Raw genomic sequence first — 20026 nt, 5'->3', positions numbered from 1 at the left:
CTATTGCTGATCCGGTTCGATTACGCCATCCTTGATATGCACCACACGATCGGCAATCGCGGCCAATTCTTCGTTGTGGGTAACCACCACAAAGGTTTGGTTAAGCCGGTCGCGCAGGTCAACAAACAACTGATGCAGCGCCGTGGCATTTTCCGAATCGAGGTTGCCCGAAGGTTCATCGGCTAACACAACGGCCGGCCGGTTTACCAGCGCACGCGCTACAGCGACCCGCTGCTGCTCGCCACCGGAAAGTTCGCTGGGTTTATGGCCCCTACGGTGCGCTACCCCCAATAACTCCAGCAGCTCGACTGCTCGCTGTTCGGCCTCTTTGGGAGCTACCTTTTTGATGTACGCCGGGATGCACACATTCTCCAAGGCCGTAAATTCGGGAAGCAGGTGGTGGAATTGGAAAACAAAACCGACATGTTCGTTGCGGAAAGCGCTCAACTGCTTAGCATTGAGCGCCCCGATATCCGTACCATGGAGGGACACCGTGCCACGATCGGGCTTATCCAGGGTACCTACGATATGGAGCAGGGTACTCTTGCCTGCACCGGATGCTCCGACAAGGCTAACAATCTCGCCCTGAGCCACGTGCAGGTCTATCCCCTTCAAGATAGGCAGGGTGCCGTACGATTTGTATATGCCCGTTGCTTGTAGCATGCCGCGAAGGTAGGGATTTTTAGCGGTTTGGCTTGACCATTCCCGATTAAAACCCTACTTTTACGCCAAATTTCACGCAAATGAACATTCACGAATATCAAGGGAAACAAATACTGAAAAGTTTCGGCGTTCGGGTACAAGAGGGTATCGTTGCCGATACGCCGGAACAGGCTGTAGAAGCTGCCAAGCAATTGAAGGAGGACTACAATTCGGACTGGGTGGTGGTAAAAGCCCAAATCCATGCCGGCGGCCGCGGCAAAGGTGGTGGCGTCAAACTGGCGAAAAACCTTGATGAAGTGAAGCAACGGGCTACTGACATCATCGATATGCAACTCGTTACCCCACAGACCGGCCCGGAGGGCAAGAAGGTCAGCAAGGTTTTGGTTGCGCAGGATGTGTACTACCCCGGCGAGAGTGAGACGAAGGAGTTTTATATGAGCGTACTGCTCGACCGCGGTCGTGGCCGCAACATCGTCATGTATTCTACCGAGGGGGGCATGGATATCGAAGAGGTAGCAGAAAAAACCCCTCAACTCATTTTCAAAGAAGAAATTGACCCGAAGGTAGGCCTTCAGGGTTTCCAGGCACGCAAAATAGCCTTTAACCTGGGGCTGAGTGGTGCGGCACTTAAAGACATGACCAAGTTTGTGGCCGCATTGTATAAGGCATACGAAGCCACAGACTCTTCCATGTTTGAAATCAACCCCGTGTTGAAAACATCCGATGATAAGATACTGGCCGTGGATGCCAAAGTAAACCTGGATGAAAACGGTTTGTTCCGTCATCCGGATTACGCAGCCATGCGCGACGTTACCGAAGAAGACCCCACTGAAGTGGAAGCAGGCGAGTCAAACCTCAACTACGTGAAACTCGATGGCAATGTGGGCTGTATGGTCAATGGCGCCGGATTGGCGATGGCCACGATGGACATCATCAAGCTTGCGGGCGGTGAGCCAGCCAACTTCCTCGATGTGGGTGGAACGGCCAATGCGCAGACCGTAAAAGCTGGGTTCAATATTATCCTGAAAGATCCGAATGTAAAAGCGATATTAATCAATATCTTCGGTGGTATTGTCCGTTGCGACCGCGTGGCACAGGGCGTTATCGATGCGTACAAAGAGATCGGTGATATCCCCGTTCCCATCATCGTGCGCCTGCAGGGCACCAATGCCGAAGAAGCAAAACGGCTGATTGACGAATCCGGATTGGAGGTGTACTCCGCGATTCTGCTCAAAGAAGCTGCCGACTTGGTAACGAAAGTCCTGGCTTGATTTAGATTTTAGATTTTAGATTTTCTAGCAAAGCCTCCAGTTATTATGGGGGTTTTTGTTTTTATAAAATTGTGAGCAAGTGAATCTGTGAACAGGTGAGTAAGTGAACAAGTGAGTAAGTGAGTAAGTGAACGGGTGAGCAGGCAGAACGACGTGACGTCGCGAAAGCGAAACGCGACCGACCTCACAATTTCACAGGCTCACAAGCTCACAAAAAAACAACAAATGAAACATACACGCATAAAGGACCTGCTGAACGCTACCGAATATGGGCAGCAGATCACGGTGAAAGGATGGGTACGGACATTCCGGAACAACCAATTCATCGCCATCAACGATGGTTCTACCCTGGGCAACATCCAGGCCGTGGTCGACTTCCACAACACAGACGAAGCATTGCTCAAACGGGTCACCACAGGTGCTGCTGTGGCTGTTACCGGACCATTGGTCGAGTCGCTAGGCAAAGGGCAGCGGGTAGAGATTAAAGTCGAGACACTCGAAATTTTGGGCGACAGCGACCCCGAAAAATTCCCGTTGCAACCCAAAAAGCATAGCCTGGAGTTCCTGCGCGAAATTGCCCACCTGCGTTTCCGCACCAACACCTTCAACGCCATCTTCAAGGTACGCACGGCCCTCTCGTATGCGATACACCAGTTCTTTTACGAACGCGGATTCGTGTATCTGCACACGCCCATCATCACCGGGTCGGATGCCGAAGGTGCCGGCGAGATGTTTCAGGTAACCACCCTCGACTTCGACAACACGCCGCGCAACTCCGATGGATCGGTGGACTATAGCGAAGATTTCTTCGGGAAGCAGACCAACCTCACCGTCTCAGGGCAGCTGGAAGGTGAACTTGCCGCCATGGCCTTGGGCAACATCTATACCTTCGGGCCGACCTTCCGGGCCGAAAACTCCAATACCACGCGCCACTTGGCGGAGTTTTGGATGATTGAGCCTGAAATGGCTTTCTATGAGTTGGACGACAACATGGACCTGGCAGAGGAACTGCTCAAATACGTCATCCGCTTTGCTCTTGATCATTGCTTCGACGAAATCGAGTTCCTACGCAGCCGGTTGCTGGAGGAAGAAAAAAACAAGCCGCAAAAAGACCGGTCGGAGATGGATCTCGTAGAGAAGCTCAATTTCTGTCTGGATAATAGCTTCGAACGGCTCACCTATACGGAGGCCATCAGCATCCTTGAGCGCAGCAAGCCCAACCAGAAGAAACAATTCAAATACCTCATTGAGGGCTGGGGTGCCGACCTCCAGTCGGAGCACGAGCGGTACCTTGTTGAAAAACATTTCAAGAAACCGGTGATCCTGACGGACTACCCCGCGGATATCAAGGCGTTTTACATGCGGCAGAACGAGCCCGACACCGAAGGGCGCCGTACGGTGCGCGCAATGGATATCCTCTTCCCCGGCATTGGCGAAATGGTAGGCGGCTCCCAGCGCGAAGAACGCTTGGATAAATTAACGCAACGGATGGAAGAGATGGACATTCCGGCAGAAGAACTGGACTGGTTCTTGGATACCCGTCGTTTCGGAACGGCACCCCACTCGGGTTTCGGTGTCGGTTTTGAGCGGCTCGTGCTATTCGTCACCGGGATGACCAACATACGCGATGTCATCCCCTTCCCGCGCACACCACATAATGCGGAGTTTTGATCATTAGCCATGTTGATACGTATTTACGAAGAGAATCCCAACCCTAGGGCCATCCAGCAGGTGGCGGCAACACTCCGTCGTGGTGGACTCATCATCTACCCCACCGACACGGTATATGGTCTGGGTTGTGACATCAACAACCATAAAGCCATCGAGCGCGTCTGCGAACTGCGCGGCATCAAACCGCAGAAAGCGAACCTATCGTTCATCTGCTACGACCTCACCGCCATATCGCAATATACCAAGCCGTTCGATACCGCTACCTTCCGGGTACTGAAAAAGGCGATGCCGGGGCCATTCACCTTTATCTTCAATGCCAGTGGACAGGTACCCAAATTACTAAGCTCAAAAAAGAAGACGGTGGGTATCCGGGTGCCCGATAATCCTATTGCCCGCGAAATCGTGCGGGAACTGGGCAACCCGATAGTATCGGCATCCATCCACGATGAAGACGAAATCGTGGAGTATGCCACCGATCCGGAACTCATCCACGAGAAATTCGGCGACCTGGTTGACATCGTCATCGATGGTGGCTATGGCGGCAACGTGGCCTCCACCGTGGTGGACACCACGTCGGGCGATTTTGAAATCATTCGTGAGGGCAAAGGGGATATCAGTCTTTTCATGTAGCAGAAAGAAACAGATTAAGCAGTAACCGATAATTATTTTTCACAGATGCGCAAACAGATCAAGCAGTTTTTCGAAGCCGATTCCGCAAGCGGTATCACCCTACTGGTATTTTTAATTATCTCATTGATTATTGCCAATTCCCCTTTGGGACCGGGCTTTGAATCCCTGCTTGGCCAGCAAATCGGCTTTGAAACATCGCAGGTACACCTCAAGTACAGCGTGCTACTTTGGATCAACGATGGGCTGATGGCCCTCTTTTTCCTGATGGTCGGCATCGAAATCAAGCAGGAGCTAGCCCACGGCCAGCTGTCATCGGCCAAAAAAGCGTCCCTGCCCATATTCGCTGCCCTAGGCGGCATGCTGGTTCCGGCAGGCCTCTACGCCCTGTTCAATACCGGCACCGAGACCGCCCACGGCTGGGGTATCCCCATGGCAACCGATATAGCCTTCGCCATCGGCATCTTATCCATCTTGGGCAAACGGGTACCCGTGGCACTGAAAGTGTTCTTAACCGCACTGGCCATAGTGGACGATCTGGGGGCCATCCTGGTCATCGCTATCTTCTATACCACGGAGCTCCACAGCACCTACCTGCTCTTTGCGCTCGGCATATTCGTGGTGATGATGTTCCTGAATCGCATCGGCATCAAATCGGTATGGTTCTACCTTATCCCCGGTGTCTTCATGTGGTATTTCATCCATCATTCGGGCATCCATGCCACCATAGCGGGTGTACTTACGGCCATGACCATCCCCATCAAAGGCCGGCAGCCGGGCCACTCCCCCATCCAAACCGTGGAACATGCAATCGCCAACCCGGTCAACTTCATCATCATGCCGCTCTTTGCCCTGGCCAACACCAACATCCGGTTTGAAAGTGGCATGATGGAAGGCCTTGCCAGTCCGCTGGGGATGGGCATCATTGCGGGCCTATTTATCGGCAAGCCGATCGGCATCACCTTACTGTCGTGGATTTCGGTAAAACTAGGGTTGAGTGAACTGCCCAAAGGTACCAAATGGTTTCAGGTATTGGCCATGGGGCTGATGGGTGGTATCGGTTTTACCATGTCGATATTCATCGCGTTGCTGTCGTTTGATGATGTCTATCACCAAACGGAAGCCAAGTTTGCTATCCTTATCGCCTCAGCCCTTTCCGGTGTTATCGGTTATATCATCCTTCAGAACATAGGAAGAAAGTACATACGCCGCCCATAGCCCATCGAGGGTAAGGCCCGTTTGGTCTTCCCATACATCATCCGTGTAAGTACGGGTACGCATGGCGGCATCAAGCACGTTCACCAACCCCGGCTTCCGGTGGGTTTCTATCCAATCCAGAAAGCGAGCGGTAACCCGATAGCTCTGGCTATAATGGTGGTCATCTTTCACATCGGGCAACGACCACCCTGCCCCGGCATTGTCCACGCCATATTTGTAGCGCACATAATCCGCAACCCCTTCCACCAGCCAACCCGGGTGGTTACCCGATGGATAAGCCTGTACGATGTGCATCACTTCATGGGTCACTACATCCACGTCGCCCGGTTTCTTTTCCAACCAAGCCTGGCTAATCACCACCCGGCCATCGTGAGCATAGGCCACCCCGTCATACGCTGTGTCGATGGTTAGTGTTACCTCACGCACCGCTGCCGGGTTAAATGCTTCGACCAGCGGGGGGTATACACTGAAAAACACCTCCTGCAACCTTCTGGCCACCGTGGCATCAAACTTCGCATCCTGCTGGATGAACACCAAGGCAAAGCCATCACGTACCAAGGTGTCGGCCACGCCGCCACCCTTCCGGTCGGCAGAGACCGAACGCTTGGTTGTACCGCATGAAATCAAACCGGCCTGGGAAACCACAAGGAGCAGGCCAACAAAGAAAAGGCGAATCGTTATCATGTTTGTTTTAGCAATAAAAATGGGCAACCTTTGTCTTCGCAAAAGTCGCCCATTCCGCATTTGGATTTATTCTGTTTTAATAGGGTACAATTACATCTACCATAACAAAAGTAGTACATTCGTGCTTCGGGGCCTGTTAACAAATGCCCAACGAAATGTTAACAAAAATCAAATAGCCGGTTGCACGGCACGTATTCTTATGATTTCATTACTATATTCGCTTCTATTAAAACAACGGCTAATCAGGTAAATACATGCGGTATTCGTTGACGACACATAAAGGTGTTTCCCTGCTGGGACTCATTTTATTGATTTCCGTGGTGTTCTACCTTACGTTCAATACCTTTAAGTTGAGGGACGAGCAGTACCAGGCCGTTGAGAAAACGCTCATCAACGAGCGCTACACCCAGCGTATCCGCAACGACAAAGTGTTTCCGGGCGGCGTAGCCATCATCGATCGATATGTGATGGGTAATATCCATGCATTAGAAGCGGCTTACCGGCAAGGCCCAGCGGTTTTTGCGCACGAAAAAAACCTCATGCTCGACAGCATGTTCCACGCACTCCGGGCGGGCAACACCATGGATAGCCTTTTTGCGGCCGTTAAAACGGAATACCAACTGGACGAGGATCTCGAATATTTGCTTACCATCAACGACATCCAGTTGGTTTTCAAAAACATGACGGTCGTCAACATCTATCAGGCCAACGAACCACCCCCCTTTCTTGTAGACAGCCTGAATACACCCATAGGCGTCCGCATCGGCGGTGCACTCAACACGCCGTTGCCACAAAATGAAATCAGCAACATCACAGTCAGCAACGCCGAAGACTATAATTATTGGATGACCTTCTCGCTGCATGCCGACCACCGCAATCGTACCTGGCGTGTGATGAGCCTGATGATGCCTACGCTACTACTCGCACTGTTTGCCATCGGCTGCGTGGTGTCAATCTATTACGTGACCTATCGGAACTGGCTCCGCCAGAAAAAACTGGCTGAGATGAAGTCGGACTTCGTCAACAGCATTACGCACGAATTCAATACGCCCCTCTCCACCATCATCGTTGCCAACAAGAATATGCAAAACGATAACGTCTTGGCCAATGCAGAAAACATCAAGCCCCTCACGAAAATCATCGAGCGGCAATCCCTCCGCCTGCAGAAGCTATTTGACCAGGTGATGGACATCACCACGATGGATGACGCCACGCTACAGAAAGAGCGCTACGAACTCAACCAGCTGCTGAATGAAATGATTACCGACTACAACGTAAAGCTATCGATCCAGAACGCTGCCGTGACCCTGCAAACCGTTGCGCAGCCCCTTGATGTGGAGCTCAATAAGTTTTTTTTCACCACGATGCTGCTAAACCTATTTGACAATGCCATCAAATACAACCGCAGCGAATATAAGCAGGTCGTGGTAGAGACCATACTTACCGAAAACACCATTCAGCTAAAGGTATCAGACAATGGCACGGGTATTCCGGACAGAGAGATCGAACATGTATTCGAAAAGTTCTACCGTTTCCAGAAGCAGGGGGCCCAGCATATCTCGGGGCTGGGATTGGGACTCTATTACACCTACCAATGCATCAAAAGTCATGGGTGGACCCTCTCCGTGGAGAGCAGGGAACATATCGGCAGCCAGTTCACCATCCATATCCCACATAAAAGTTAACGCAGAAGATGAATCCGAAATTACTATACGTAGAAGACGAAATGGATCTGGGCAATGTAACCAAACAATACCTAGAAGCGATGAATTTCGAGGTCACTTGGTGCGTGGATGGGAAAACAGCCTACCAGGAATATCTTCGGGGCGGAAATACGTACAGCCTGGTCATCATCGACATCCAACTGCCCGACTTCAACGGCTTCGACCTGGCGCAGAAAATCATGGCGCACGACAAAAACGCTTACTTCCTATTCCTTACCGCCCGCAAGGAGAAAAAAGACCGGCTGCTGGGGCTGGATATGGGCGCGATGGACTACATTACCAAACCGTTTGATATCGACGAACTGGTATTGCGCATCCGCAACATCGTACGGCGGAAAAATGTCGTAGCGGTGGCGGATCCCCCTGCCGAAACCATTCAAATCGGCAACATTACACTAAATAAGGAAGCGTTGAGCTTGTCGGTGGATGGCCGTGTGAAAACAACGGTAACGCTACGCGAGGGCGAGTTGCTGGAATACCTGTATACTCATCGCAATACCATTGTGAAACGCGAAGACCTGTTGATCCGGTTTTGGGGCGAAAACGACTATTTCATGGGGCGCAGCCTCGATGTGTTCATATCGCGGCTCCGTAAGCTGTTGCGGCAATCGGGCTCGGGGGTACGTATCGAGAACAGCTACGGCGTTGGCTTTATCCTCTCTGTACCGTCGTCAGAGTAAAACCAGGTCTTCGATCACCACCTGCCCCACATGCTCATTGAGACGACCGATAATCTGCGACCGCATGAGCACCAGCTCACTTTTAATGACCGATGATTCGACCTTAACAAACAGTTTCTTGTCGCGCACATACAGCTGCTTGGTGCGGCTGGCGATAGCCTTGCCCATCAACTCGGGCCAAGCCGATACAAGAGCGGTTTCGTCAAACTTGCGCCGCAGCCGGTACACATCGAGCATACGCTCGATGGCTTCCTTGATGGTCATGTCTTCACCCCTGCTCATGCTGCTCCAATTGATGTGCCGTGCCGTCGTCAATTTCGAAAACCTGCACACTTCGGTTTATCTCATCAAAGATACGCTTTATCCGCATGGAATCCGTATCGGTTAGGAATATCTGCCCGAAATCATCGTCAGACACCATCTGCATCAGCTTCCGGGTACGCTGGTCGTCCAGCTTATCGAAGATATCATCGAGCAGCAGCAGTGGCTTGAACCCTTTCCGGCGGTGCAGGAAACTATACTGCGCCAGCTTCAACGCAATCAGGAAAGACTTCTGTTGCCCTTGCGACCCGAATTTCTTGAGTGGCATATCGCCGTGGATAGCGAAGACCAGGTCGTCTTTGTGTATGCCCGCGGTGGTCCGTTCCAGCAGGCGATCGCGCTCCAGATGCTGCGCCAGCAATGCAGCGAACGAACCCTGCATCAGTTGCGATTCGTATACCAAAGACACCGTTTCGGCTGTGTCGGTGAGGAACCGGTAATGGCGGTCGAACTCGGGAATAAACTCGGCCATGAACGCCTGGCGTTTTTCAAAAATAGGCACCCCGAGCTCCACCAGCTGCATATCGAGCACTTCCAGCAGGCTACGGTCCAGCACGCCACCCCTGGCAGCCTGTTTCAACAAGCTGTTGCGTTGCGCGAGGCATTTATTATAAGCGATGAGTCCATCGAGGTAAGCCAGGTCGGTCTGCGAGATCACGCTGTCTATGAATCGGCGGCGTTCCTCGCTGCCATCGGTAACGATGGCGGAGTCGCTTGGCGACACCATCACCAGCGGGAATAGACCGATATGGTCGGCCAAGCGGTTATAGGCCTTTTTATTCTTCTTGAATTGTTTCTTCTGGTTACGTTTGAGGCTGCACGCCACCGTATCCGGCTGGCCCTCCTTGTCAAACTCACCCTGCACCATAAACCATTCAGCATCACGGCGGATCTGCTGCGAGTCGATGGGGTTGAAGAAGCTTTTGCACAAGGACAGGTAATGGATAGCATCCAACAGGTTTGTCTTGCCGGCGCCGTTGGGCCCTGTAAACGCATTCACCTCCGGTGCAAAGTGCAGCGTAGCTTCGGTATAATTCTTAAAATTAAGGACAGCGAGTTGTTTTAGCCACATATAGGCAGCTATTCAGCAGACGACTTGATTTCTTCGAAATCCACAAATTCACCGGCGTTTTTAGCGCCGTTTTTGGGTTTGTCCTGTGGCGGCATGTACTCGATGCGCACCTTGCCATCCGGCTGGCGCCGGCCACTGGGGTTAGCCCCACGGAACGTCGTATTTCCTTGTTGGTATTGTTGTTGGGCGTTGCCCATTACCTTTTCTGCCATCTTGCGCATCGCCCATGGGAAAAGGAGCCGTGCTACCAAACGTACCAACCACAGAACGGCTATTGCGATGACTAAAAACTTCAATAATCCCATATTGATACAAACTTACATAAAAATGGATTTACATGCAAGTTTGTCACTATTGATTTACGGGACTTTCGTCGCCTCTTTTTTCGCCCCTTGTACCAACCGAAGGTACGTTCACCAATAAATCCAACGGATTGTTGGATAAATGAATTCAAAAGGCTAAATTAGCCGATACCAACAATTACGAGCCGATGACCCAGCATTCAGTGCGGTATTTAGCCACCCTTCTTTTGGTATTATCCGCCACATCCGTGCTATCCCAGCAGGTACGTTCCACCGATCCGGATAGCGCCACGTTCTTGTGGCCCATACCGAAGAAGACATTGCTTTTTGAATACCCTCCGTCTTTGCCCGTTGACACCGTCGCTCCATGTTATGTAGCTGATTTTGATCTAGCAGGCCATACTGTTTTCACCAGCACGGAAGTTAAGCCCCAACCTTGTAGGGGTCTCGGATGCGAGGAGACTTACTTGAAAAATTTATCGGCAGTCATGGGGCTGCCTGCCGATGCGCTTAATGCGTCCACGACGCCCGATTCCATCATCGTCCAATTCATCGTGCTCCGGAAGGGGAGGATGACCGCGCTCGAATGCACCGACCTCAACAAACCCGGTCACCAAGACATACTGCAGGCCATTAAAAGACTCGCCTGTGTCTGGGTTCCCGGCGTGACGGGCGGTCGCCCGCTACACACAGCATGCAAAATAAAAATCGACTACAGTAAAGGCCAAAACGGCGAAATACGGTCGCTGGATGCGCTTGAATACCGATACGATAACGTGCCTTAACTGAATGGTCAGGGATAAATCAGGTCGCTGCTTTCGCCTTGACGATCGCCTGTTTCAACTCCACCGGCCGTTGCGTACATTCACCAATAAATCCGGAGAATCATTGGATAATTGAATTCAAAAAGCTAGCTTAGCTGACACTAACGATTATATGCCACGATGACACCGTATTCCATGCGCTATTTAGCCGTTTTTCTGTTGGTTTTATCCACTATCCCAGTGCTGTCCCAGCAGGTATATTCCACCTATCCGGATAGTGCCACCTTATTTCCGAAAAGGCATGGATCCTTTGAAAATTACGCGTTTATACTGAATGGAAAGGTCATCGAACAGCATGAATTGGCCGAGTACCCGGGTGCGACATTGAATAACGTATTCCCTTATGTCATTACGCTTGGAGGGCATAACTACCCCGGTGCCGTATACTTCCATACGCAAGAACGGTATGCCCCTTCCGTCCGTTATGCCGATGATCCGGCCTATTTCGTCAACGGCAGGCAAGTCAGTCCTTTTCATATCCGGCAAACCGAGGTGGAAGCCTATACCCGAATTGAAAAGTCGGTTGGGGACACCTTGATAAACGGCACGTTGTACAAGGGCTGTATACAGGTGCATACCGACGAGGATTTTTTTGCTCATCGCACCGCGCTGCCACAGCTCATCCATCAATACGCGGGCTTGCCGCCCGATAAAGTGATCGTTCATTGGCGCAGCTCCGCGTCCCAATACCGGGACGGGGACGAATTCGGCGTGATTATCCGTGATCATTTCCCCATCCATTACTTCAGCATTAAAAAACGAGGCAATACGCCAAACGTATCCGCTTTTTTTCGGTATGACGTGCGAGCGGTGGAAGTCGATCGCATCCAATTCGCGGAAGGCGAACGGTATGTGGTCCACGTGATTGACAACAGTTACCGCCGGAGCACACCAAAAGGTAGATTGCTTTTTGAAAACCCTTTGGCTATTGACACCGTCGCACCATGTTATGTGACTGATTTTGACCCGGAAGGCCAAGCTATCTTCACCAGCACGGAAATCAAACCCCGGCCCTGTCACGGCAAGGGGTGCGAAGCAGACTACCTGAAAAAACTGTCGGCAACCCTGGGACTGCCTGCCGATACTCCCCACGTAACCAGCAGGCCCGATTCCATCACCGTCCAATTCATCGTGCTGCGGAATGGGATGCTGACGGCACTCGAAGGCAATGAACTGGATAAGCCCGGCCATGAAGACATGCTGCAGGCCATCAAAAAGCTTGCCTGCGTATGGTTGCCCGCGGTACAAGGCGGGCGCCCGGTAATCGCTAGGCGAAAAATGAAAATCCATTACCGTAAAGACCAAAGCGGCAACCTCCTGTCGCTGGATACCTTTGTAACCTTGCCGGTAGAAATTAAAACATCATATTTGCAGCAGAGATCACATTCGCGGCGGGCAAATCCCACACCTCCGGATAGTGCCGCATTATTCCCGACAACATTCGGAACGTTTGAAAATGACCAATTTATATTGAACGGGGGAACGATTGCCCACGATCAGCTGACTGACTACCCCGAAGCAAAGCTGAGCAAGATCCTGGCCGGCGCAGTTTATTTCCACACCCCCTGGTATCCACCGCCACCGGCCCGTCCGTATACGGACGAACCCGCCTATTTCATCAACGATATACAGGTGAGCCCATATACCATCCGGTCGTCGAGGGCAGAAGCGTATCACCGCATCGAGAAATCGACACAGGACACCGTGATTGACGGCACCGGGTACCACGGCACCATCCGAGTTTACACCGATGAGGATTTTTTTGCCGAACGTATCCCCCTGCCAGAACTCATTCAAAAGCATACCGGTTTGCCGCCCGAAAAGGTCATCGTCCATTGGCGCAGCCGCTATAAAAACACATCGGGCGCCGGCACCATCATCCACGACCAGCTTCCCTTATATTACATCAATCCCAAAGGTTTACAAGCTGTCGAAGTGGACGGCCTCCAGTCTGCGGGGGGCGAACGGTATGTGGTCCACCTGGCGGACAGTGGGTACCTATTCAATTACGCTTCCAAGTATGGCTGGACGTTTCCCCGTAGAACGTTGATGATTTTCGCTGACCCCGCTACCATCGACCCGATGTGTCCTTGCTATTCGGCTGATTTTGACACGACGGACAATAGCACTATCTATCACCGGGCGAAAGGAGAACCGGAGCCTTATCTGGGTGTAGCACTTTACCTGAAAAACCTATCATCAATCATGGGACTGCCCACGGACAAAACCGCAGCACCGACGACGCCCGATTCCATCACGGTCCAATTCATCATGCTCAAAAATGGAAAGCTATCCGGACTTAAATCTACCGGTGTCGACAAACCCGGCCACGAACAAATACTACAGGCAATCAAACGGCATTCCTGCCCTTGGTCGCGTGCATTTGAGGGAAGCGAGCTCGTGCGGTTCAGACGAAAAATGACCATCTTTTACGGCAGGGACCGACAGGGAAACATCCAGTCGCTGGATGCGCTTGAGTACCGTTATGATAACCTGCCGTAAATGGGTATCAGGGATAAATCAGGTTGCTGCTTTCGCCTTCAGGATCGCCTGCTCCAACTCCACCTGCCGCTGCGTGCCGATGATATACAGTAGGCCATCGCGATCCGTGAGCCAAATCGCATCCTTGCCCCCGGCATAGAACTTAATACGACCCTTTTGGTGCAGGTTGTAGACAGGGTTATTGATGAAAAACTTGCTGTACGGCTTACGCTCCACATTAACGATGCTGTTGAGATCGATCTTCACCAGTCGGGTGGTCCACAATCCGCTCAGCTTCACACAGCCCTCTTCTACGGTAACCCGGTATTGCAACATATACATCATCACGATCGAAACGAAGAGGATGGCGATGCCTACCACGAGGAACAATTGGCTCTCGCTCTCGCGCTCTATGTTGATGTAATAGGCGGTGAAACAGAACAACGCCAGCACCAGCCGCACGCTGAGCCAGCCGCGGTCGCGCCCCAGGTACTGGTTTTCTACGTAAATCGGTTTTTCCTCCATGGCATTAAAGACGTGCTAATGTAAACACTTTTTTCGTTTTGGCCGTAATTTTATAGCGATTGTCCATCCGATAAGGCACCACCCAGATAATATCGCCGTTGCCGTTGATCACTATCGGTACCCGGTGCTTACGGTAAACCGGAATTTTCAGCGACACGAAAAAGTCGCTCAGCTTTTTGCTGCCTTTCATCCCCAGCGGCTGGAAGGCATCACCCGGATGCCACGAACGGATCTGCAATGGGAAAACAAGCAGGTCGGCATCGAACTGGGCAATGTGGGAGGCAGCGCGCACCACCGTATCCGTAGACCAGCCCGACTCGAGACGGTAGTCCCCCCAACAAACGGATTCTCCGGCTTCATGGATGGTCACCACTTCCTCCGTAAATGCGTCGCTCCGTCTCATCACCACCACCTCACGGTCGAGGTGGAGCACATGCGACGGCGAGGAAAACTGCTTGCCGGGTATACCGGGCAAGGCTGCAGTCAAATCGGCCAATACCGTTTCGGTAAACCCGTAGGGCTTGAACAACTCGTACAGCAAGAACGGTTGCGGGTCGAGGCCCATCAGCGCTGCGGTGGGGATGTGCCACTCTTCCTCCCCTTCTATTTGCTGCGGCACAAACAGCTGGTCGCGCAGTTCGGCCACATACCGCTGTACGACCACATAGGCGCCCGAGAAATGGGCCATATTAGCGGCCATGGTATGTTCGAGTGCCGGATTCAGTTCCTTCAGCTTGGGGATGACCTCCAACCGGATTTTATTGCGGGCGTATTTGGTCGAAAAGTTAGACGCATCATCGCGGTAATCCAAGCCCCGCCCCGCCACTTCGGCTGCTACTTCCGCAGCGGTGAGGAACAGCAACGGGCGGATGATGCGGCCGCGCTTGGACTGAATGCCACGGAGGCCGCTTAGCCCCGTACCGCGCACCAGGTTGAGCAGCAGGGTTTCGAGATGATCATTCTGATGCTGTGCTACTGCTATGCAATCGTAACCCTGCGAGCCACGGATGGTTTCTAGCCATGCGTAGCGCAGGTCGCGCGCTGCCATCTGGATGGAAATACCATGCGCCTGTGCGTACGCCCCGGTATCGAACGCCGTGGTGTAGAACGGCACGTCTAACTGCCGTGCCAGTCGGTTTACGAGCGCTTCATCAGCATCGGCCGCTGCACCGCGCAACTGGAAATTACAGTGGGCGATGCCGATTGGGTAGCCAGCGGCCGCAAATAGATGCGTCATCAGTACCGAATCCTTGCCCCCGCTCACGGCCAGCAATATGCGTCCGTCGGGCTGGCACAGTCTCTGTTCATCAAGGAATTGGGAAAATCGCTCCTGCACGTTCATACGGCCAAAGGTACGGGATATTTACTTTTTTCACCTACCTTACCTCAACGCTGAATATATGCTGGCATACGCTATAGATACGAATAAAACACGATAGATTTTGAAAATGATATTTGTCCCATCAAAACGGGCATGGCTTATTAGTTCAATAGTATTGACATTATTCAGCTGCGGCCAGGGTACCGACCCTTCGAGACTCCAAAGCACGGACACAGACTCCGTGCCTTATGACTCGCTTCGAGTTGTTCTTGAGGAGATTTATGACGCTGATCAGGGTATCAAGATTGAGTTGATGAATGCGTTGGGTGGCGACCTAGGTGACTTATTCGGCCGAATGGCTCAGATTGACTCCGTAAACCGGATTAAAATGAATGGCATCCTTTCGGACTACGGCTGGCTCCCCCAAAGCAAGGTAGGAGAAAAAGCATCCAGTGCCATTTTCTTCGTTGTGCAACATGGCGGCAAAGAGATGATTCAAAAAAACCTACCCGCTTTGCAAAAACTTGCCAGCGAAAACGAGGCGAAGTCCACCCATGCTGCCTTGATGGAAGACAGGTTATTGATGAAACAGGGCAAAAAGCAAATTTACGGTACACAAGCATCTGGTGATACTACCGGGCAGTCTTATGTATGGCCTGTAGCAGATCCCAAACGGATAAATGAGCTGCGGAAAACCGCCGGGTTTGAACTCACCGTAGAAGAGAATGCCGAACGGCTGGATGCGATTTACAACCCCAAGCAGGAATTACCGAAAAAATAGGGATATTCATCCTGTCGTATGCTTACCCATTGCCCGCAATGTATTTACGACAGTGCTCGGTCAATTTTGCAAAATTACTTTCAATAGTAATACTACGCGGCAAAACCGCTTGAGCAAACACAGGGCTATGGTTCCGAAATAAGGCAATTTAAAAAATACAGCATCTGATCGCGTAAACTGGATTACTTTTATGGCGATGATTCGAAGCTTGCTGTTGGAGTGTAAGCACATCGAAAATTTTTATGTAAGTTTGTATTTATTGGAAAGGAGACCCAAATAAATGTATTCAGAAGCCAAAAAACTACATTTGATAGAAGAGTTGCTGCGGACGAAGAGTGATCGCGTGCTCGCCGAGGTGGAGGCCGTCTTGAAGCGGGCCGAAAAGCCCATAAAAACCCGGAAGCTTTCCGAGAAGTATGCAGGTTCATTAAACCTCACTAATGAACAGTATACGGCTTTTCAAAACCAAATTTCAGAAGGACGAAACGAGTGGGAAAGGGATATTTAATCGATACCAACGCGGTCATCGACTACCTGGACAATAAGCTTCCCGCTTCAGGTATGACGTTCATGCATAAAATAGTTGATAACATACCTAATGTATCCGTTATCACAAAGATTGAGGTTTTGAGATTCAATGCTCCACCTGTGGTCTATCAGACCCTTACGGATTTTATGCATGACAGTACGGTGCTTGGTATAGACAATCAAGTAGTTAATGAAACTATCGCTATATGTAAGGCTCATCGCATAAAACTTCCCGATGCTATTATTGCCGCTACCGCATCTATTTATAAGTTAAAGCTCGTTACCCGTAATGTCTCAGACTTCAACAAACTCCCAGAAGTATTGTTAGTTAATCCGCACGATATAGGATAAGTATGGGAACAACTACCGTTAAAAACCTATACATCAAGGCACTCATGATGCCGCCATTTTCCCGCCTCGCCGATAGCTGTTAGCTGTCCGATTACGAACAACAAGTGTTCGATATCGAACACATTAACATGTAGCCAACCTCATAACCATCACGTATGCTGATATTTACTCATTTGGTCTGATAACCAACACCAACCCCTATGAATGGGGCCTCGGCGTTTCATACCAACTGTATACCACCCAACATACCGGTATACAAGCCAACGTGGATATGTTATTTCCCGAAGACTATGACCAGTATGATGAGGAAGGCGAACAGTTGCGGGGCTTCGGCGTCCGGCTAAACCCCGAATGGCGCTATTATACCAGCCGGACAGCGCGCAACAACATGACGAGTTTTTTCATCGGAGCCGGCCCGCTGCTTAAGACCATGCGGATACAGGAGGCCGAATGGCGGTGGAAGCAAAACGGTACATCGGATATGCGCAGCGCCTGGTCTTTGAGGCTTCCTATGGATTCGGGCTTACACAAAATTGGGTGAAAACGACCGGTGACGGGCCCCGTCCGCGGCGGAACGTCCTTATCCCGCTCGATGACCTCTCGGTTTCGAACCAACGGAGCGGTTTCTCTCCGTATATCGATGTACGGGCCGGGGTGGGCTTCCGGCTGTTCAGCCAGCGGGAACTGGCGCACCACCTCTAACCATAACGTATCGCCATTGAACTTACGGGTTGTTAATGAACCGAACGGCCCTTTCAAGCACTTCATCCCGGCCCTCCTTCATTCCTTTAATGGTGGGTTTCACCTCGATATCCGGTACGATACCCACCCGTTGCGTTTCGCTACCATCGGGGTAGTAAATACCCAAGCCGCTGATGACAGTGCGGATACCGCCAGGCAGCATAATTGGCGAGACATTACCGTCGGCACCAGCTGTGGCCGACCCCATCACCGTGGCATTGGGATGCACCCGATAGGCCATGGCATGGTATTCCGCAGAGCTTAGTGACATCTCGTTGACCAAGACCACCACCTTGCCGTCATACCGCTTACCATTTCTGACACCTACGGTAGCAGGCTGACTCATGACAAAAAGGCCCGGATGCTGTATGCTGCCACGGCTATAACTCACAAACGGTATCGGGCGGGGCATCAGGTACGCACTCAACTGATGGATCGGGAAATGCTTCGGATAGTTACGCACATCGATAATCAGCCCCTTACGGTCTTTCATGCGGTCCCAATATAGGGGCAGGTCCTTAGCATCGAAGTTGCCGTTGTTGATGTAGGCGATGTCGTCGCCGATGATCTTAAAGCTCTTGTCCTCCACATAGAACGGATTGTTGAAGGTCAGCTCGCCGGCTGTGTATGTCTTCACTATTTTCGATAGCCGCTGGCCATCCCGCAGCACATCCAGCCGGATGGTCGAGTCGTTTGACCGTACCAGCATCGGGCCGATGTCTTGCAATTGCCGCGCGTGGTTGGAAGCCGGTGCATACTTCTGCAGCTCGCTAGCCCGGTCGGCTACGGCCTTGCCATTTACCGCCGTGATCAAGTCGCCCACTTCCAGCCCGGTCGCCGCGCCCCATTGGCTGTGCCGGTATCCGGTTACCACCGGCTGCCCTTCCACGAAATACACATCTACCGGTGCATGCCGCTCGCCGAAGAACTTTTCCAGTACCGGATTTCCCCGGAGGGAGGCATGCGTATCGTGCACCCGGCCGATCAATTCAAGCAATGCCAGGACGTACCCCTCTGTATCATCCCCTGCTGCAAACTGGGTCACAAACTCTCCGAGCACCTCTTTCCAGTCTTCTTCGATGAGGTTTTTATACGGAAAAAAATACTGGATCATGTTCCAATACCGGTATAACGCCAACAAGCGGAAGCCATCATCGGCAGGATCCATCTGTGCGTAGGCTGCCTCATTCTTGAATTCCGGATTTCCCACGTTTGGCACCATGCCGATGTAGTAATGCGTATCGGTTCGCTTGGCTTGTTTGATGTCCGTAAGCAGCTCGGTAAGCTCGGCCGAAAAACCCGAAGCGGTGATCCAGTCCAGGTCAGGTTGCAGCTTTGCCGTCACAGCCGACATATCATTACCTTCTTTTAACCGCCCCAGCTTCTGTATCCATTCCACCAGTACCTTGTCCCTTTCCGCCACATCACGGGTTTCCAATACGTGTGGCAACACGCGAAACAATTCGTAATCCCAATTCACTTCACCGCTCGCCACCTTGGGGTGATAATATTTTATAAAGCCCCATACCAATCCAAGTGTTTTGAGGTTCTCTGTTTGCGTTGCGTTCAAGTCAGGCAAATTGATCGTAGAACCCTTATCAAAGGCGGTATCCTGTTTTGCGGGGGCCTTTTTCAAGGGTGATATCCTTGAAATGTCTTCGCCATCAATGGTTACCGAAAGGCTATCTATCCAGATTTTGCCCGTACCAGCCAACAAAGCACCCAGTACGATTTGGTCCGTCTTTTCGGGAATCATGTCGAGTGTAAACGAATAGCGTTTCCAATCGGTGGTGCCCGAAATCCCTTCCTGTTGCATGTTATTGAAAGCGATTTGCGGGTCGATCCGCATCCACAGTCCCGCGTATCCTTCCACATCCTCGGTCTTGATGTACCCCGAAAAGGTTATTTTCTTACCGGGGTAGTTTTCGGGGAGGATGACCGTCCATGTTCCGAATGCTGGCGTGTCGCCGGTAAATTCGAGCACCGCGGCATAGTTTCCGCTCTTGGTTACCACGGAATCAAGCGATTGCCTATAATTCTTATTGCCGTTCCCGCTCCATCCAACCGGCATGCCTCCGCTGACCGTTTCAAAATCGAGGTTATAGACCGGGTTTGGGTGATGAGACTGGCAGGCGCCCCACAACGAGGCAGCTAGTAAGGTCAGTAGAAACGTGGCTTTTCTCATGGTTATCATTGGATGTACAGACGATGCTGATTTATACGACGTTGCAAGATAGAAAA

Annotated in this window: 21 protein-coding genes; 13 read left to right on the top strand and 8 right to left on the bottom strand. The window is 51.5% G+C overall.

Going from position 1 to position 20026, the window contains the following annotated elements; translation table 11 throughout:
* Window positions 1-663 (bottom strand): ABC transporter ATP-binding protein, encoded by a 663-nt coding sequence (locus tag U9S71_RS17410; RefSeq protein WP_326328949.1) that lies wholly within the window; start codon window positions 661-663, stop codon window positions 1-3.
* Between the two features lie 80 nt (window positions 664-743).
* Here U9S71_RS17410 and sucC point away from each other — a divergent pair, with 80 nt between their 5' ends.
* The 4 genes from sucC (at window position 744) to nhaA (ending at window position 5450) form a co-directional block, all read left to right on the top strand.
* Window positions 744-1934 carry an ADP-forming succinate--CoA ligase subunit beta gene (gene sucC, locus U9S71_RS17405; protein WP_326328947.1) on the top strand — a complete coding sequence of 397 codons (1191 nt, stop codon included), beginning with the start codon at window positions 744-746 and terminating at the stop codon, window positions 1932-1934.
* Window positions 1935-2159: 225 nt separating this feature from the next.
* Window positions 2160-3605, top strand: coding sequence for an asparagine--tRNA ligase (gene asnS, locus U9S71_RS17400; RefSeq protein ID WP_326328945.1), 1446 nt, complete (start codon window positions 2160-2162; stop codon window positions 3603-3605).
* A 9-nt stretch (window positions 3606-3614) separates the two neighbouring features.
* The gene (locus U9S71_RS17395) at window positions 3615-4235 is read left to right on the top strand and encodes an L-threonylcarbamoyladenylate synthase (protein WP_326328944.1); all 621 of its coding nucleotides are present in this window, start codon (window positions 3615-3617) and stop codon (window positions 4233-4235) included.
* A gap of 45 nt (window positions 4236-4280) precedes the next feature.
* Window positions 4281-5450: a Na+/H+ antiporter NhaA gene (nhaA, locus tag U9S71_RS17390; RefSeq protein WP_326328943.1), complete on the top strand. Its 1170-nt coding sequence runs from the start codon at window positions 4281-4283 to the stop codon at window positions 5448-5450.
* Here the strand turns inward: nhaA and U9S71_RS17385 are convergent.
* Window positions 5379-6134: a basic secretory protein-like protein gene (locus U9S71_RS17385; RefSeq protein ID WP_326328942.1), complete on the bottom strand. Its 756-nt coding sequence runs from the start codon at window positions 6132-6134 to the stop codon at window positions 5379-5381. The genes nhaA and U9S71_RS17385 overlap by 72 nt on opposite strands.
* Before the next feature lie 254 nt (window positions 6135-6388).
* Between U9S71_RS17385 and U9S71_RS17380 the strand changes: the two genes are divergently transcribed.
* Window positions 6389-7819, top strand: a complete 1431-nt coding sequence (locus U9S71_RS17380) for a sensor histidine kinase (RefSeq protein ID WP_326328941.1) — start codon at window positions 6389-6391, stop codon at window positions 7817-7819.
* Window positions 7820-7827: 8 nt separating this feature from the next.
* Window positions 7828-8538, top strand: a complete 711-nt coding sequence (locus U9S71_RS17375) for a response regulator transcription factor (protein WP_326328940.1) — start codon at window positions 7828-7830, stop codon at window positions 8536-8538.
* Here the strand turns inward: U9S71_RS17375 and U9S71_RS17370 are convergent.
* From U9S71_RS17370 to U9S71_RS17360, 3 genes are read right to left on the bottom strand one after another with little or no spacing between them, the layout of a single operon-like run.
* On the bottom strand, window positions 8530-8820 hold the full coding sequence (locus tag U9S71_RS17370; RefSeq protein WP_326328939.1) for a DciA family protein: 291 nt from the start codon (window positions 8818-8820) through the stop codon (window positions 8530-8532). The two genes, U9S71_RS17375 and U9S71_RS17370, sit on opposite strands and share 9 nt — an antisense overlap.
* Window positions 8807-9931, bottom strand: coding sequence for a DNA replication/repair protein RecF (recF, locus tag U9S71_RS17365; protein WP_326328938.1), 1125 nt, complete (start codon window positions 9929-9931; stop codon window positions 8807-8809). The genes U9S71_RS17370 and recF overlap by 14 nt, the downstream gene beginning before the upstream one ends.
* Before the next feature lie 8 nt (window positions 9932-9939).
* Window positions 9940-10236, bottom strand: a complete 297-nt coding sequence (locus U9S71_RS17360; RefSeq protein WP_326328936.1) for a DUF4834 family protein — start codon at window positions 10234-10236, stop codon at window positions 9940-9942.
* A gap of 185 nt (window positions 10237-10421) precedes the next feature.
* Between U9S71_RS17360 and U9S71_RS17355 the strand changes: the two genes are divergently transcribed.
* Both U9S71_RS17355 and U9S71_RS17350 read left to right on the top strand, forming a co-directional pair.
* The gene (locus U9S71_RS17355; RefSeq protein ID WP_326328935.1) at window positions 10422-11018 is read left to right on the top strand and encodes a hypothetical protein; all 597 of its coding nucleotides are present in this window, start codon (window positions 10422-10424) and stop codon (window positions 11016-11018) included.
* A 159-nt stretch (window positions 11019-11177) separates the two neighbouring features.
* Window positions 11178-13559, top strand: coding sequence for a hypothetical protein (locus tag U9S71_RS17350; protein WP_326328933.1), 2382 nt, complete (start codon window positions 11178-11180; stop codon window positions 13557-13559).
* Window positions 13560-13577: 18 nt separating this feature from the next.
* Here U9S71_RS17350 and U9S71_RS17345 read toward each other — a convergent pair whose 3' ends face one another.
* On the bottom strand, window positions 13578-14063 hold the full coding sequence (locus U9S71_RS17345) for a hypothetical protein (RefSeq protein ID WP_326328932.1): 486 nt from the start codon (window positions 14061-14063) through the stop codon (window positions 13578-13580).
* A 4-nt stretch (window positions 14064-14067) separates the two neighbouring features.
* On the bottom strand, window positions 14068-15405 hold the full coding sequence (gene tilS, locus U9S71_RS17340) for a tRNA lysidine(34) synthetase TilS (protein ID WP_326328931.1): 1338 nt from the start codon (window positions 15403-15405) through the stop codon (window positions 14068-14070).
* Window positions 15406-15559: 154 nt separating this feature from the next.
* Between tilS and U9S71_RS17335 the strand changes: the two genes are divergently transcribed.
* From U9S71_RS17335 to U9S71_RS17315, 5 genes are all read left to right on the top strand, one after another.
* Window positions 15560-16165, top strand: a complete 606-nt coding sequence (locus tag U9S71_RS17335) for a DUF6624 domain-containing protein (RefSeq protein WP_326328930.1) — start codon at window positions 15560-15562, stop codon at window positions 16163-16165.
* A gap of 307 nt (window positions 16166-16472) precedes the next feature.
* Window positions 16473-16673 carry a hypothetical protein gene (locus U9S71_RS17330; protein ID WP_326328929.1) on the top strand — a complete coding sequence of 67 codons (201 nt, stop codon included), beginning with the start codon at window positions 16473-16475 and terminating at the stop codon, window positions 16671-16673.
* Window positions 16655-17044 carry a type II toxin-antitoxin system VapC family toxin gene (locus U9S71_RS17325; protein ID WP_326328928.1) on the top strand — a complete coding sequence of 130 codons (390 nt, stop codon included), beginning with the start codon at window positions 16655-16657 and terminating at the stop codon, window positions 17042-17044. The genes U9S71_RS17330 and U9S71_RS17325 overlap by 19 nt, the downstream gene beginning before the upstream one ends.
* A 265-nt stretch (window positions 17045-17309) precedes the next feature.
* A complete protein-coding gene (locus U9S71_RS17320; RefSeq protein WP_326328927.1) occupies window positions 17310-17585 on the top strand; it encodes a hypothetical protein in 276 nt (91 codons plus the stop codon).
* Window positions 17582-17746, top strand: coding sequence for a hypothetical protein (locus U9S71_RS17315; RefSeq protein WP_326328926.1), 165 nt, complete (start codon window positions 17582-17584; stop codon window positions 17744-17746). Before U9S71_RS17320 ends, U9S71_RS17315 begins: the two co-directional genes overlap by 4 nt.
* Before the next feature lie 22 nt (window positions 17747-17768).
* On the opposite strand, the gene U9S71_RS17310 is transcribed toward U9S71_RS17315, so the two are convergent.
* The gene (locus U9S71_RS17310; RefSeq protein ID WP_326328925.1) at window positions 17769-19970 is read right to left on the bottom strand and encodes a S41 family peptidase; all 2202 of its coding nucleotides are present in this window, start codon (window positions 19968-19970) and stop codon (window positions 17769-17771) included.
* Window positions 19971-20026: the final 56 nt, after the last annotated feature.

The sequence above is a fragment of the Parapedobacter flavus genome, from assembly GCF_035818675.1.
Classification (GTDB): domain Bacteria; phylum Bacteroidota; class Bacteroidia; order Sphingobacteriales; family Sphingobacteriaceae; genus Parapedobacter; species Parapedobacter flavus.
The sequence above is the reverse complement of the archived record's forward strand: the minus strand, read 5'-3'. Positions and strand labels throughout refer to the sequence as shown.

Excerpts from the sequence above, each read along its gene's own strand:
- U9S71_RS17410 (WP_326328949.1), bottom strand. The coding sequence starts at position 663 with ATGCTACAAGCAACGGGCATATACAAATCGTACGGCACCCTGCCTATC.
- sucC (WP_326328947.1), top strand. The coding sequence starts at position 744 with ATGAACATTCACGAATATCAAGGGAAACAAATACTGAAAAGTTTCGGC.
- asnS (WP_326328945.1), top strand. The coding sequence starts at position 2,160 with ATGAAACATACACGCATAAAGGACCTGCTGAACGCTACCGAATATGGG.
- U9S71_RS17395 (WP_326328944.1), top strand. The coding sequence starts at position 3,615 with ATGTTGATACGTATTTACGAAGAGAATCCCAACCCTAGGGCCATCCAG.
- nhaA (WP_326328943.1), top strand. The coding sequence starts at position 4,281 with ATGCGCAAACAGATCAAGCAGTTTTTCGAAGCCGATTCCGCAAGCGGT.
- U9S71_RS17385 (WP_326328942.1), bottom strand. The coding sequence starts at position 6,134 with ATGATAACGATTCGCCTTTTCTTTGTTGGCCTGCTCCTTGTGGTTTCC.
- U9S71_RS17380 (WP_326328941.1), top strand. The coding sequence starts at position 6,389 with ATGCGGTATTCGTTGACGACACATAAAGGTGTTTCCCTGCTGGGACTC.
- U9S71_RS17375 (WP_326328940.1), top strand. The coding sequence starts at position 7,828 with ATGAATCCGAAATTACTATACGTAGAAGACGAAATGGATCTGGGCAAT.
- U9S71_RS17370 (WP_326328939.1), bottom strand. The coding sequence starts at position 8,820 with ATGAGCAGGGGTGAAGACATGACCATCAAGGAAGCCATCGAGCGTATG.
- recF (WP_326328938.1), bottom strand. The coding sequence starts at position 9,931 with ATGTGGCTAAAACAACTCGCTGTCCTTAATTTTAAGAATTATACCGAA.
- U9S71_RS17360 (WP_326328936.1), bottom strand. The coding sequence starts at position 10,236 with ATGGGATTATTGAAGTTTTTAGTCATCGCAATAGCCGTTCTGTGGTTG.
- U9S71_RS17355 (WP_326328935.1), top strand. The coding sequence starts at position 10,422 with ATGACCCAGCATTCAGTGCGGTATTTAGCCACCCTTCTTTTGGTATTA.
- U9S71_RS17350 (WP_326328933.1), top strand. The coding sequence starts at position 11,178 with ATGACACCGTATTCCATGCGCTATTTAGCCGTTTTTCTGTTGGTTTTA.
- U9S71_RS17345 (WP_326328932.1), bottom strand. The coding sequence starts at position 14,063 with ATGGAGGAAAAACCGATTTACGTAGAAAACCAGTACCTGGGGCGCGAC.
- tilS (WP_326328931.1), bottom strand. The coding sequence starts at position 15,405 with ATGAACGTGCAGGAGCGATTTTCCCAATTCCTTGATGAACAGAGACTG.
- U9S71_RS17310 (WP_326328925.1), bottom strand. The coding sequence starts at position 19,970 with ATGAGAAAAGCCACGTTTCTACTGACCTTACTAGCTGCCTCGTTGTGG.